The organism is Bacteroidota bacterium (genome assembly GCA_016721765.1).
GTDB lineage: Bacteria > Bacteroidota > Bacteroidia > UBA4408 > UBA4408 > UBA4408.
This window is the reverse complement of record JADKHO010000002.1, coordinates 958,173-972,248: the sequence shown is the minus strand read 5'-3', so window position 1 is coordinate 972,248 and position 14,076 is coordinate 958,173. Positions and strand designations below refer to the sequence as shown.

Here is a 14,076-nt window from a genome sequence, read left to right as displayed (position 1 = left end):
TAGCCGATTAGCCGATTAGCTGATTAGCTGATTAGCCGATTAGGTGACATAGGGATTGGATGATTTGCTAGTGTTTGGATTGGTTGATTAATTGAGGTTGAAACTAACAACTACTATTTTCGAGATAAATTATAACCTTGAAACCTTGAAACCTTGAAACCAAGAAACTCGATACAAGAAAATCATATAAAAATCATAATTATCATAATAAATCAGCGTTCCATACCACCCCCTGCCCTCGCCAGCGGGGGATATTTATAAACAACAACTGCATAAATTGAATCAAGAATCTCAATAATCCAATAACCCTTCTTCGACTACGCTCAGGATGACATAAGAACTCAATAACTAAATAACTCTCCTTCGACTACGCTCAGGATGACATAACAACCCAATAACCCTCCTTCGACTACGCTCAGGATGACATAACAACCCAATAACTCAATAACTCAATAACCCAATAACTTAAAAACTAACCCCGTGTCTCTGAATCAACAACAAATTCAACAATATTCGCATTTAGAATTGCTTGCTAAGCAAGTGGTGGAGGGATTTATTACCGGCTTGCATAAAAGTCCGTTTCATGGCTTTTCGGTGGAATTTGCCGAGCATCGCTTGTATAATACAGGAGAATCGACCAAGCATATTGATTGGAAATTATATGGGCGTAGCGATAAATTGTTTGTGAAACGCTATGAGGAGGAAACCAATTTACGTTGTCAGTTGGTTATTGATGCTTCCTCTTCGATGTATTTTCCGGAAGCGGATAAAAGATATCCTGAAAAGCAAAATAAAATCAACTTTAGTACACATTGTGCAGCTGCCCTTACTTACTTGCTGCGAAACCAAAGAGATGCAGTGGGCTTGAGCGTGTTTTCGGATAAGGTTACGGTTCAAACACCTTGTAAATCGAGCATGGTGCATAGCAAGCTGATTTTTTCGGAGCTCGAAAAATTACTTTTACCTTATTCTCCAGAGCACACAAAACGCACCTTTGCAGTGAATGCCTTGCACGAAATTGCCGAAAACATCCATAAACGTTCGCTCGTCATTATTTTTAGTGACATGATGGAATCCACTAAAAGTGATGCCGATTTGTTTGCGGCTTTGCAGCATTTGCGGCATAATAAGCATGAAGTAATTTTGTTTCATGTGGTGGATAAGTCCAAGGAAATGGAATTTGAATTTGAGAACCGGCCTTACAATTTTATCGATATGGAAACAGGGGAGGAGCTCAAAGTTCATCCCCATGAAATTAAGGAAAGCTACTTAAAAGCGGTAAATGCCTACACCAAAGAATTAAAATTAAAATGCGGACAATACCACATCGATTTTGTGGAAGCTGATATTAACGCGGGTTTCAACACTATTTTATCGGCCTATTTAATTAAGCGCAGCAAGCTTATTTAATTATTTGAAAGATTATTTTGCTTGGTATTAAAATTAATCTATTTTTGCAGTCCCAAAATTCTAATACAAAAACGGTTCGGTAGTTCAGCTGGTTAGAATACATGCCTGTCACGCATGGGGTCGCGGGTTCGAGTCCCGTCCGGACCGCTCGAAAATTTCGTAAAGCCCTTAAGTATCAACTACTTAAGGGCTTTTGATTTGATGCGGATCACGTGCTGGATGACGTTTTATAAAAAACCTTGATATTATTGGCTTGTAGAAGGTGGTGGAGTGGGAGAGTAGCGCTAGTACTACTGTTGATAACTTTTTGAATTGCGACTAAAATTAGGGTGATTAAGCTGCTTTTTGCTTGGAGATAAATTTCGGTTTCCCTTTTCTTGAGGAATGATCACAAGCCTCCACATATTGTTTTTCGTTTACTGTATGGTGTCCATTCACCCACTTGCGCTCAATTTTTAAGAAACCTTCATTGAATTGCTTGCATTTATCAGTTACTGTTTTTCTGCTTACCCCATATTTTTTACTAAGTGCTTCAATGGTAATGAAACCTGAACCTGCTTCATTTATAAATTCATTGTTTTTCAAGCAATCCTTTACTATTGCTTTAACATCCTCCACATAAGATTCCCTCAGCTGCGCTGTTACCTTTTTGGTAACTATTGCAGTTATCTCCTTTTCAAGAGCTTTGAAAATTTTATTTAATTCAGGAGTCATTAATTTCTTGACTTTTACTCAGTCTAATTACTGTTATTATAATATAAAAAAAATACGAACATATTTAGTAAATTTTTTTAAGCGCCCTCTATACTTTTCAAATTTTCAGCAACGATTTTATCAATAATAGCAAGCGTTTCGGACACTTGTTTTTTGTTTTGTTTCAATTCCTTATTCAAACTCGCTTCAAATTTTGATTTAAAACTATTGTCTTTCCAATCGATTAAGGCTGCGAAGGAATATTCCCCGCTGCCAATGGGGTGGAGCTTATTCAGTAAATGAAAGGCTTCAATTTCTTTTTTAAACTCAGGAGTAATTTTTTCTTTCAAGTTGGGAAATAACAATTGTGAAGCCTTGTACAGATTATCAAAACCCGATTTAAAGCCCTCAAATTTTAAAACATGCATTAGCTCATTGTTAGTTCGCTTGATTGCCCATTTAAGCTTTTCTTTGAGGTATTCGCTTACCGCATAGTGAATAGATGTGCTGTAAGTAGTGTATTTGTTTTTAAGCCCTCTTAAATCGTATTCGCAATCGCTATTTTTTGTCTCAAATTGTATGATTTTTTGAAGGATGTTCGACTCAAAGGCAATTAGATTAAATAATCCCGGATCGTTCAGCGTTTCGTAATACATACCATACTTACTGCGAATTTGTGTGTTTTTGCGGTCGTAGGTAATTTGTATGTATAAGGGATAAAAGTTTTTTCCGCTACCATCAGTGCATTCCGGTATCAGGTTCTGATTTAGAAATGGTTTTATTGTAATCTTCTTTTGAGCTTTCATGATGCAAATATACAATGTTATTATGAAAAACAAAATATAATAACATTGTTTTTTTGCTTGAGCGGTAATTACATCGCTGTCCGACTAAAACCAACGGGTTTCATTTAGCATCAAGGCTTTCGGAGGTTGTAGTTTTTTAAAAAAACACCCTCAAAAAGGAACACTTGGGCGCAGGAGGATTTAGTACTGTTTAAATAATTTCTTCCTCACCTGAGATAAACTCAGTAAGAATTAAATCCAATTTTTTATCCCTTAATTTTTGCAATGTTCTTTCGATTAACTCCTTATTATTTGAGTTCTGTTTCAAATGATCCCTAAGTTTTTGTAAAATGTTAATTGAAAATATTAATTCTTCTTCAAGTGTCATGTCTTATAGATATTGCTACGAAAAGATCCCTGTATGGAATATACCGTTTATGTTTAAAATCCTCATGTGTCAATACACAAAATACTTTAACCAAACTTATACCGTTTCGTTGTAAAAAAGGTTGTTTCAGAAAACTATCAATTAGATAAATTCCTTCGTCTGGTATATCAATCCTACGCCCAATTAATTTGTTATACTTATTACAAAAATCTTCATATTGATTTTCTTGTAAATTGGAATGTATGTGATTTAACTCATCATTTTTTTCATCCTCGTAATCTTCAATCATATAAGGAAATTCATAAACTGACAATCGTGCTGCTTCACCAATTATGCTATCGCATAAAATTTTATCTCTATCCTCCTTTTTAATCCTCTCTTCCAAAACTTCTTTATCAATAAATTCAGTTAAATCCTTAGCTATTGATGCAAGCATCGAATTATATTCCCTTGACCTTAGCCGATCAGATAAAGCATTAATCTGAGAGTTAAAATTTAAATTTTCTACATTATCAGGCTCCTTATCGAAGTCAAGGACAATATCTTCTGTAAGTCTTTCACCTGTTAAAGCATCTTGATAATAAGAATACATCGTTTTGCTTTCATGACCATCATAAAAATTAATGTAAGCACAAACAATATTGAAGAGCTCTATGTAACAGTATAGCGATCCATTTGTATGTGTTCGAATAACTATAATATGAGATACTTCATCTGATTGACAGGTTCTAATTTCATTTGAAGCATTGCAGAATACAACATTTTTTAAAGTCCTATCCATCTTATTAACCCTGTCCGATAGTTCCTTAATCTTAGAAATATCTAAACCAGAATAAGCATAGAATTCGATTGCGATTTTATTTAATTCCAAAATAATCTCTGGAGAGATTTGAAATTTTTCCTCGACTTTAATTGGAAGTGATGTTGAATCAGTTTTCAATACACAGCTATGTAGAGGTCTATGGCCCTTCTTCAAAAGTTCATTAGCCTGTTTTTCAAAATATTTTAAGGCATTCTTGCTATCACCATTAATGCTGAGATATGTTTTCCCCCCCCTTTTATTTACCAAAATCTCAGGTTTCACTTGCGAAATATTTCCACCTTTACTAAATAAAAATATCTTTCCATCAGGGTCTTCTGAATAGACTGATTTCGCATTTTCAAACCCTAATATTATTAGGATTGTGTTGAATAGTTTTTTTATTGCTGGTTCAAGTTGCTTGCCAAATTTATCGGAATTGCATTTTTGGCATATTAAGTACTTTGAGTGCAGCCGACCATTTAAACAATCAGGAATTATATGTTCATCAGAATTATCCAATGAGTTATTACAAAATATACAGTTTTTGAGTACTTCCTTATTGGTCATCTTACCTAAGATTAATTCAATTCTTAAATCTACCAATTTAAAAAAACTGGATTTTGATCACCACTTGCCTTAAATTAGTAATGGTTAAAATGGCGCAGAATCATCGTCAATGTTCATTTTACTCGAAAACGTTATTGATGGTGAAATATCTTCATTTGATATATCTTCCTTTTCGGTTGCAGTCTCTTCATGAAACACAGAAAAGTCTTCTACATCCGCTTTTTTCTTTTTTGAATAGAATTAGCCCGTAACTTCCTTCCACTAAAATAAAAAGTCATGTAGGCTTATCTATACAATCACCTTACCGGGCACAACCAGCGGATATAATTCAATAACTATTCTCCCGTTTGTTTCAATTTCTAATAACATTGCATACTCAACTCCCTTTATTAAGGAATCTCTATTGCTTTTACTTATAGCGGTTACAACCTGTTTTAGCATTATTTTTACGTATTTGTTAGTAAGTTCCTTTCCCTTTATTTTTGTCGTAACGATCATCATTTAGATTAATATGAGGAAGGTTTCCCAAGTGATATCTTCCGCTCTTTATTTCCTCAACAACCTTTGCTCTGGGAATTCCAAATTTATCAGAAATATAATGATAGTGGGCTTGGCCATCCTTCCATGCCTCTTTTCCTCTTACACTGTTAAATGTAAAAAAGAAACAGTGCCATGTGCTGCCCTTATCTATAAACATTGCAGAGACAAAATTTCTATGTGCCATCACTTGTTTTAGTTGTCCATCAGAAAGATTAGTTTGCCCAATTTTATTAACCTCGTTACCTTTTACCTCTATAAATACCGGTAGTTCATTTGGGTCAAGTCCATTGGGTAGGTGTTCAGCAGTATAAGTGCTGAATAAAAAGTCAAATTCAGTTTTCGCTCTAAAAATAAATGCGTAAAGTTGTTCCTGGGTAATAGATAATCCTTTGAGTAATTTGACTTGATTGTTCTTTTTGGTTGCAGTTAATATCGAAAGAAGATTTTCAGGTATTGTTGCCGCAAAAAACAAATCCATTTCCTTTTTTAATGATCTCGATGCGAACTTTAATGCCTCACCTTTGAGTATTTCAGGTGAATACGGTAACCCAGAGTTCAAAAGAAGTTTTGTAGTAAGAGATGCACTCAATTCAAATATTGCATTGGCAACATGCTCAATGGGGTCAACGTATTCCACATCAGGAGAATGGAAATGCATTTGTTCTCCACTTCCATCTGGGAGTTTTATTTCGTCAAGTCTAAGCATACTATAGGTTTAATAGAAGACAATTAGTTAATAAATTCACTTTTTACAGGCTTCAAAAATGCTGTAACCCAACCTTGTTGCGGTCCAATTGTTCCAATAATTTTAAAATGTCCAGCCAACCTTCTTGAAGATGGTCTGTTGTCGAAAAAAAAATCATCATTTTCGTTTACTTCTATGTAAAAACTGTAACCACCCCATTGCGGCTCTGGTTTTTCATAAAAAGAAAAATGGAATCTATTATTTTCATCTATCCCATAATTCTGATCATTTTCAAAAAAAATATCTAAATAAATAATCTCTCCTGCTTCTTTATTAAAAATAAAACTCACAAAATTTCCTGTATTAATATCTATATCTACGCTGCCCTTACCAATGCCTCCTTTAAAACGTGCAGGTGGTTTTTTCTTACTTGAATCTCTTATTTGAAGAATAAAAGCTGCAGCTGCTATTAACAATGCTAATATTCCAACAATAGATTCTATGCTGAAATTCATACTTTAACCTTTTGAGATTGACTTGCCAATTGTTTAGTCAATACATCTGCCATATAATCGCGAGAGATACCTTCTCTGATAAAAAGCGCGATAATTTCAGAATAAATCAAGCGATCCTTTTCAGATGGTAATTTATATTGAAACGGAATGACGTTTGTGTCTTCACAAACCGACACTGCTCCAAAAGTTGCATGGTTTTTAAATTTGAAATACTCACCAATAACTACATGATTTAATGCAAAATATTTAACAAAATCATGTGGATTCATAACAACATTTAAGCCCTTGTGATCCGACTGTACCGAGGTATATATCATCCCTGGAATAAAGTCTAAAAGTGTCTCTGAGATTAATGATGATATCATATACTTTTCATTTTCATCAGGTCCTACTTTTTGTACCATGTGTTTTCCATATAATTCAAGAAATTCTATGAGATCATCTGAAAGATTATCATTCTTAAATGTCTCATTATAAGCATTACGAATTTCTGTAACAATTAAACTTTCGGAAGAAATTGTAGATGGTGGTTTCAAGACAGACAATTTAAAATCTTCTATAGCCTCCCAGACTCCAACTGCATAAACTTCGGAACCGTCTTTATCATTTCGTGCAAGATCACTGATTTCTGCAATTGCTGTCACGTCCCCAGGTATATACTTTTTCTCCTTATTGTTTTCATCTTCATTTCCACTTTTAATGGAACCATAGAATTTTGAAGACTCCAACCAGTTGCATCTGCCTATTGTTTTAATTTCTTTTTCATCAGGTCTATAAGAAATTTCGCTTTCAGAATGTGGAATATCTGAAACTTTGCGAATCGGACGGCATCTAAATATTTTTTGTCCTTTTGCAATAGTGGTTGTAATTAGAGGCAACATCCTGAGCTCTCCACTTAAACTTGACAGCAATTCTTCAGTTTGATTTACTGAGTAATCAAATGATTTAATAATTTCGTTTGTTCTCTTCATAATGGTTTGATTTATAGTCATTATGAAGGCAAAATTAATGAATTCGAAACGTCTATTTATAACGAGTTATTCACATTTATTTAAGAAATTATAGGACTCAGGAGCTCAAAAATCTTGGTCTAACTGCGATGTAATTACCGCTTGAGCAAAACAAGAAGTAACTCTTATTCAATTTCCATCCTTATTTGATTCAAAGCTTCATATTGCATTTTTACTTTATACCATATTTTTGTGGATTCAGTGCCTGTTTTTATAGAATAACTTATAGCTAATTGATGCTCATCAAAAAATGTTTTTTTTTCTTCAACACTGTTAGGTACAAAGCGATTAGGATAAAGTTCATTTGCAATTGATGCAATAGGTAACTTTATATAAAACATTCCTCCTCCATTACACTTATCAAAATCTATTTTAAGTTTTTTGCGCTCAGGGAAAAGTAAAACTATTTCTTCAAATTCGAATGAAACATTTTCTCCGTAGATTGAATGTTCAATAGAATTTATTTCTTGATTTTCCCCCATTTCGATAAGTTTTAAATCTGACTTAACATCGTTAGCAGTGAGGACAAATTCCCTTGAAGGACCATTTCTTTCGGATGTGTAAAAACCAAGTGATTGGTTCAGGCTAAACTTTACACTCCGCATCATTTCTTGCTCTAAGAAATAGTCGTTAAAGTTTTTAAAGAAAAAATTTGATTTTCCGGTTTCCCAAAAACTTCTTGCAATGTAAAAATATACCTCACTCTCATTTAAAGAAGTAAATAATATTCTAGCATAAAGCTCTTTTGCATCTTTATCGATTTGTTTTGAGCTCAAAATATAGTCAAGTATCAACTGAATGTTTGAAGCAGATTTTATAATAATTGCTTTATCAATATTTTCATCAGCTAGTGGATAAAAGTTGATTGTTTGGTAATTTGAATATTGCGAAGAAATTTGATAATCTGCGACTTTGTAGAATTTTATTCTGAACCTTCTGAAGCAATCATTTAGCTGATTATAGCCACTCTTGTCTTTGGAACTATTTCTATTTAAATCAAAAAATTCTTCATCAAAACTTTTAATTATTCTAAAATGGTTTTCTATTAAATTAAAAAAAGTTGTTTCAAATTGCTGTTGATTAAAAAGTTTAGTTTGCCGATTTTGTTTATCATCTTGCGCCTTATTTGAGTCTTGCTGTTCTTTAAAGGTTGCGTATATTAAAATGATGCCTGCAAATGAGAGCAATGTTCCAATTACTCCGGCAATTAATTGAGCATAATTACCTGTTGCTTGTTCGAAAAATTTGTATGGGATTATTTCGCTATGGAAGAAAAAAAAAGTAATAAAAAGAAATGCTACCAATGCAATAAATGCAATAGCAATAGCCATTGTGGCGCTTAAAATCCTAAATCCGTTCTTGGGCTCAGTTTTTTCTTCCATTTAATTTTATTCTTAGAAAACGTCAACTCACTTCAATAACAAATCTGTAGTCAGTATCATCCTCAATATAATTGCCAATTAATAAATTCCGATTGCCGTTTTTATAATGACAAAAACTTATGTCATGCGCTTCATATCCCTGAATTTGAATAGTACCCTTGTAATTAAAATCATTATTTGTAGTTGCATTTATGCGATAAACATAAATATCCCAATTGAATGAAAATTCGCAAATGTTATTGCCAATTTTAAAGTTATCAATGCTTGAATACCAGAGATGTGTTTTTTCATAAGTCTCTTAATTGCCCAAATTTTCACTTTCAATTCCTTGAATGTTGCCTTTCATATAATGTCTATTTTTAATTTAAATTTTATTTTTCTTAAAATTCTCCGCCTGTTCAAAAATCTCTACATACACTTCATCCCTTTCCACCGGTGGATAACCAAACTCATCCAATAATAAAATCAAACCAACTTTCAAAGCTGATTTAATATCATCACGTTTATTCCAATCAGGAAATTTGGCTTGTCCATCAACCAAGTCTTTCACAGCTTTTGCAAGGTCAATCATTTTGTCATCAGGATACTTGAAGTCGTATTTTACACACAGTTCTTTAAGAATGTCGTAAAATGCTTTTTCTTCAAAGTCAATTCCTAAAGCGTCTCCTGCTGCAAATTCTTTGTGAACTTCCCAAATCAAGTCTGTCAAAGCGTTTGCCATTTCCTCATACACTTCACTTCTCAAAATATCATTTACATCACGGTTGTTGTAGCGTTCAACAAGAGCTTGCATCTTTTTAGTAAAGTCAATTCCTTTTACACGATTTACTTTTTTAATTTCTGCAATCACTTTAGCCAATAACTGTTGAAGCAATTTGATTTTAGTATTCGGCAATTTGATTTTATCAATTTTCGCTAAATAATCTTCATCAAATATGTCTTGTTCGGTTTCTGCTTCATCACCGAGCTTGAAAATTTCTTCTACACCTTCACTTTGCAACGCTTCTTTTATCATTTCCCGAACTTTAGCGTTCATCTGTGCTGTGTCGGGTGCATTACCTTTGGTGAGTTTGAAAACAATAGAACGAACTGCCAAATAAAAATGTGTGTAATCTCTTTCTAACTGAGTTAATTGTTCGCTTCCTGCACAAATATCATAAGCGGCTTTTAGTCGCTTTACCAAGCCCATAAAACGGGTTTCAAAGTCTTTGCTTTGTTGCACATATTCAGCAGCCAAATTCAACGTATTTAATTGCTGAATAGTAGTGCCTTTAAAATATTTTGAATTGTCAAAGGTGTGAAACAGTTTAGCCAAAAGGTCTAAATGATTTCTTACAATGATTATAGATTCAGCAATGTCTTCAAAATTATCTTTGTCGCCTTCGCTGTATTGCTTCAAGGCCAGATTCATTTGTGTTTTGATGCCGATATAATCCACAACCAAACCTTTGTTCTTTCCTTCAAACTTGCGGTTTACTCTTGAAATAGTTTGAATTAAATTATGTCGTTGAATAGGTTTGTCAATGTAAATGCTATCCAAGAACGGCACATCAAAACCTGTGAGCCACATATCAACTACTATTGCGATTTTGAAATTCGATTTTTCATTTTTGAATTGTCTGTCAAGTTCTTTGCGATAATCTTTTGTGCCTAACAAATCATACATATCTTTTTCATCGTCCTTTCCTTGGGTGGCAATCAACTTTATTCGTTCAATGGGTTTTAGTTCTCGTTTGTCTTTGTCGGTGAGTTCTGCTCCTTCTTCTGCTGCAAGTATTTCATTCCATTCGGGTTTTAGGGCAATAATGTTTTTATACAACTCATAAGCAATTTCACGAGTGCTACACACAAACATTGCTTTGCCTTTCACGGTTGAACCTTCCGAAACTCTGTTTTCATAATGGTTTACAAAGTCTTCGGCAACTGCTTTTAAACGGTCAGGGTCGCCAATGATGGCATACATGTGTGCCATTTCCTTTTTGCTCTGTTCAATCTGATTTTCGTTGCTGCCTATTTCAGCACACTTGGCGTAATAATCTTCAATCTCTTTGAGTTTGGAATTGTTCAACAACACTTTTGCTGCTCTGCCTTCATAAACAATCCGCACAGTGATTTCATCTTTCACCGATTCGGTCATTGTGTAAGCATCCACCACTTTCCCAAATACATCCAACGTTGCATCTATGGGAGTTCCTGTGAAACCAACAAATGTGGCATTGGGCAATGAATCGTGCAAGTATTTGGCGAAGCCATAAGTTTTGGTAACGCCTTTCTCGGTAACTTTTACTTTTTGGTCAAGGTTTACTTGGCTTCTGTGAGCTTCGTCAGAAATACAAATCACGTTTGGTCTATCGGTAAGAAGTTGTGTGTCCTCCGTAAACTTGTGAATCGTGGTTAAGAAAACGCCTCCGCTTTGTCTGCCTTGAATTAATTCTCTCAAATTGGCCCTGCTCTCCACACTTACAACAGTATTGTCGCCTATGAAATTTTTAGCATTGGTAAATTGTCCCGAAAGTTGGTCATCTAAATCGGTACGGTCAGTTATTAAAACAATAGTCGGACTTTCAAAGTATTCGCTCTTCATCAACAATCTTGTGAGATAAAGCATAGTAAAACTTTTTCCGCATCCTGTGGCACCAAAATAAGTTCCACCTTTTCCGTTTCCTTCGGGCTTTTGGGCTTTTTTGATATTGTCATATAATGCTCTTGCTGCATAGTATTGCGGATAGCGACAAACAATTTTTTCATTTTTCTTTGAGCTATCAGGAATGTAAATGAAGTTGCGAATAATATCTCGTAATCGGTTTTTGTGAAACATTCCCTGTATGAGTGTAAACATACTGTCAATGCCGTCCACATCTTTTGCCAAACCTGCCACTCTGCGCCAGCCATAGAAAAACTCATACGGGGCAAAGAATGAACCTGACTTGTTATTTACGCCATCGCTAATAACACAAAAAGCATTGTATTTAAACAGTTCAGGAATATCTCTGCGGTAACGAACCGTTAATTGCTTGAAAGCATCGAAAATAGTGGCTTCTTCACGAATGGCAGATTTGAATTCAAATACCACCAAAGGCAAACCGTTGATATAAACAATACCATCAGGAATACGTTTTTCTGAACCAATAATTTCTAATTGGTTTACAAACTTGTAAATGTTATTGTCTGGTGGATAAACTTCTTCGGGTTCGGCAGCAATAGAAATTAACTGGGCTGCATCAGGTTGGCGGTGTTTGTTTAGTCCTGCGTAATTGATAAGCTGAATGTAAATATCTTTTTGGCTGCGGTCTTCTCGTTTGAGAATAAAACCGTCTGAAAGCATTTTTAAAAATGTTTTGTTGCTTTCATAAAGGTCGGAAGCGGAAAGCGATTTGAGTTGAAGAATAATAGATTTGATTTCATTGACTGTAATGCCTTGCCCAGCGTATTGTGTTAAAAGAAAGTTTTGTAAATCTTCTTCTATCAATACTTCTTCAGACTTACGAGTTAAAGTATTGCCTAATCGGTAGGGAAATCCTTCTTGCCCTAACAATTCGATAAATGCTCTCTCTAATTTTTCTTCCGTGAATTTCATTTATTTAGAGCCAACATTTATAAAACTATTGAAAAAATCAATCAATCTATCTTTTAAAATTGCTTCACGCTTTTCAATATCATCTTTTGTCCAATCATTATTTTGATAGTTTGCCAAATCTCTAACAACTGAAATTTCCGAAGACCTATATTTATCTTGCTTCCGCTTAAAATAACCATTACCGGCCTGAATATTTAGTTTCTTCTCAAAAACAATTTTATTTCCGAATTTGTCTAAGTAATCCCTTGCATCTTCTTCTTTCCATCCAAAGTAATTTGTAGATTGCCATTTCCTAGGAAATATATGTTCAATTTCAACTTCTTTTTTTATGTAGTCTTTTTGATCAGGATGTAAATAAGCGTCAAGTAGCAATAAGCCTTTGCTGATTTTAGAACTAGAAAATGTTTCATATCGATTAGCTAAATAGGCTTGAGAAAAATTGTAGTAAAGACCTAAGCCGTTTCCATAACTAATTGAAATGCAAGCGCTATAAATATCATCTTTAATTGCGTTTACAGTAGGCTGTTCAATAAATTTTGCAAATAAAAATGCAATAAGTTGTTTCAGGAATATCTCAAAATCATCTTTAAAATTTTCATTTACTCTGTTTGTATAGTAATAAACACTGGTAACATATTTCCAATATTCATTTGGGTAGTTCATAAGAACGTGAATATATCTGAATGCTGAAGTACTGATTTGGTAGGGTTCATTTTCTTCAAGGTAATCAGCAGGATTTTCATAATTATTAATATACCACCAAAAATTAGAGAGTTTAATAATTTCTGAAAGACAGTTCTCCTCTTTTAATCTGGAATAGAAATCTTGAGCATAAAACTTTCTTAAGCCCACCTCTTTTGTTTTATCATTCGCTTTAGCTCTTAAAATATGAGTATAATACCTAAAGACATCATCTATTGAAATATTAGCTTCAGTGCAAACTTCAGTAAGCTGCTTCCATTGCTCAGTAAATTCCTTTCTTTCAGCCGAAGACTTATAGTTCTTATAAATTTGAGCTTTAAAAATATCAGAGTCTGCCAAAGGAAGCCCTCTATCATTTAATGTTGAAAAAATTGTAAGGGCAGTTTCCTGCTTATCACATTCAATTGGTAATATAATGCATCTATTTAGTATTGCCACACATAAGCTATACCATTTTGTCGGTTTAGATTTTGCGTATTCATCACAAGAGCTTTTGAAAAATTGATAATTAATTGAATAATTATCTTCATGAGCCTTCTCTACTTCACCTTTAACTAGTATGTTATGAAATACCTGATTATCGCTATCGGTTGCAACATCAGAATATATATGTATTTTACTGAAATCACTTACTTTTTTAGATATTGAATGTACATCCCAAAGACATGGACCTACTTGCATTTTAAGACCTAATACATCATCATCATCTTTCATTGATTCCAACTTCTTGTAAAAAGCTCTTAACATTAAAAAAAGCGAAGTAAGTCGTTGCTGTCCATCAATTACTTCTGGATTTTTTTCTTCATTTTCAGCAGTAACAATGGTTCCTAAAAAATATTCCGTGTCTTCTGGATCATTTTCAAAAAAATTAATAATATCGTTCCAAAGAGTTTCACATTTTTCTATGTCCCATCTATAAGGGCGTTGAAAATCTGGAATAATAAACCTTCTTCCTTGCATTTCACTTAGTAATTTGCTGATCGTTTTTCTACTTACATGTAATTCCGCCATATTATTTTT

General features: G+C 33.8%; 12 protein-coding genes and 1 tRNA gene. 2 read left to right on the top strand and 11 right to left on the bottom strand.

All coding sequences use genetic code 11. The annotated features are described in order from the left end of the window. The first annotated feature begins 480 nt into the window (after positions 1 to 480). Positions 481 to 1,410 carry a DUF58 domain-containing protein gene (locus IPP32_12375; GenBank protein ID MBL0048879.1) on the top strand — a complete coding sequence of 310 codons (930 nt, stop codon included), beginning with the start codon at positions 481 to 483 and terminating at the stop codon, positions 1,408 to 1,410. 73 nt (positions 1,411 to 1,483) lie between these two features. Further along, positions 1,484 to 1,557: transfer RNA gene (locus IPP32_12370), tRNA-Asp, on the top strand. Positions 1,558 to 1,743: 186 nt separating this feature from the next. Here the strand turns inward: IPP32_12370 and IPP32_12365 are convergent. The 11 genes from IPP32_12365 to IPP32_12315 all read right to left on the bottom strand — a co-directional run bounded on the left by IPP32_12365 (position 1,744) and on the right by IPP32_12315 (position 14,067). Beyond that, the gene (locus IPP32_12365; protein ID MBL0048878.1) at positions 1,744 to 2,124 is read right to left on the bottom strand and encodes a hypothetical protein; all 381 of its coding nucleotides are present in this window, start codon (positions 2,122 to 2,124) and stop codon (positions 1,744 to 1,746) included. Between the two features lie 77 nt (positions 2,125 to 2,201). Next, the gene (locus IPP32_12360) at positions 2,202 to 2,909 is read right to left on the bottom strand and encodes a hypothetical protein (protein ID MBL0048877.1); all 708 of its coding nucleotides are present in this window, start codon (positions 2,907 to 2,909) and stop codon (positions 2,202 to 2,204) included. Between the two features lie 190 nt (positions 2,910 to 3,099). Next, entirely contained in the window at positions 3,100 to 3,276 is a 177-nt protein-coding gene (locus IPP32_12355; protein MBL0048876.1) for a hypothetical protein, read from the bottom strand. Continuing rightward, positions 3,266 to 4,681: a hypothetical protein gene (locus tag IPP32_12350; protein MBL0048875.1), complete on the bottom strand. Its 1,416-nt coding sequence runs from the start codon at positions 4,679 to 4,681 to the stop codon at positions 3,266 to 3,268. Before IPP32_12350 ends, IPP32_12355 begins: the two co-directional genes overlap by 11 nt. A 252-nt stretch (positions 4,682 to 4,933) precedes the next feature. Beyond that, positions 4,934 to 5,086 carry a hypothetical protein gene (locus tag IPP32_12345; protein ID MBL0048874.1) on the bottom strand — a complete coding sequence of 51 codons (153 nt, stop codon included), beginning with the start codon at positions 5,084 to 5,086 and terminating at the stop codon, positions 4,934 to 4,936. A gap of 16 nt (positions 5,087 to 5,102) precedes the next feature. After that, positions 5,103 to 5,891 (bottom strand): hypothetical protein, encoded by a 789-nt coding sequence (locus IPP32_12340; GenBank protein ID MBL0048873.1) that lies wholly within the window; start codon positions 5,889 to 5,891, stop codon positions 5,103 to 5,105. Positions 5,892 to 5,914: 23 nt separating this feature from the next. Continuing rightward, on the bottom strand, positions 5,915 to 6,385 hold the full coding sequence (locus IPP32_12335) for a hypothetical protein (protein MBL0048872.1): 471 nt from the start codon (positions 6,383 to 6,385) through the stop codon (positions 5,915 to 5,917). After that, on the bottom strand, positions 6,382 to 7,356 hold the full coding sequence (locus tag IPP32_12330) for a hypothetical protein (protein ID MBL0048871.1): 975 nt from the start codon (positions 7,354 to 7,356) through the stop codon (positions 6,382 to 6,384). The genes IPP32_12335 and IPP32_12330 overlap by 4 nt, the downstream gene beginning before the upstream one ends. A gap of 164 nt (positions 7,357 to 7,520) precedes the next feature. Further along, positions 7,521 to 8,777 (bottom strand): hypothetical protein, encoded by a 1,257-nt coding sequence (locus tag IPP32_12325; GenBank protein MBL0048870.1) that lies wholly within the window; start codon positions 8,775 to 8,777, stop codon positions 7,521 to 7,523. A gap of 364 nt (positions 8,778 to 9,141) precedes the next feature. Next, entirely contained in the window at positions 9,142 to 12,354 is a 3,213-nt protein-coding gene (locus IPP32_12320) for a type I restriction endonuclease subunit R (protein MBL0048869.1), read from the bottom strand. Further along, positions 12,355 to 14,067, bottom strand: a complete 1,713-nt coding sequence (locus IPP32_12315; GenBank protein ID MBL0048868.1) for a DUF262 domain-containing protein — start codon at positions 14,065 to 14,067, stop codon at positions 12,355 to 12,357. Positions 14,068 to 14,076 lie beyond the last annotated feature (9 nt).

Bases quoted from the DNA above. Each gene is read 5' to 3' on its own strand.
- IPP32_12365 (MBL0048878.1), bottom strand. From the start codon at position 2,124: ATGACTCCTGAATTAAATAAAATTTTCAAAGCTCTTGAAAAGGAGATA.
- IPP32_12360 (MBL0048877.1), bottom strand. From the start codon at position 2,909: ATGAAAGCTCAAAAGAAGATTACAATAAAACCATTTCTAAATCAGAAC.
- IPP32_12355 (MBL0048876.1), bottom strand. From the start codon at position 3,276: ATGACACTTGAAGAAGAATTAATATTTTCAATTAACATTTTACAAAAA.
- IPP32_12345 (MBL0048874.1), bottom strand. From the start codon at position 5,086: ATGCTAAAACAGGTTGTAACCGCTATAAGTAAAAGCAATAGAGATTCC.
- IPP32_12340 (MBL0048873.1), bottom strand. From the start codon at position 5,891: ATGCTTAGACTTGACGAAATAAAACTCCCAGATGGAAGTGGAGAACAA.
- IPP32_12335 (MBL0048872.1), bottom strand. From the start codon at position 6,385: ATGAATTTCAGCATAGAATCTATTGTTGGAATATTAGCATTGTTAATA.
- IPP32_12330 (MBL0048871.1), bottom strand. From the start codon at position 7,356: ATGAAGAGAACAAACGAAATTATTAAATCATTTGATTACTCAGTAAAT.
- IPP32_12325 (MBL0048870.1), bottom strand. From the start codon at position 8,777: ATGGAAGAAAAAACTGAGCCCAAGAACGGATTTAGGATTTTAAGCGCC.
- IPP32_12320 (MBL0048869.1), bottom strand. From the start codon at position 12,354: ATGAAATTCACGGAAGAAAAATTAGAGAGAGCATTTATCGAATTGTTA.
- IPP32_12315 (MBL0048868.1), bottom strand. From the start codon at position 14,067: ATGGCGGAATTACATGTAAGTAGAAAAACGATCAGCAAATTACTAAGT.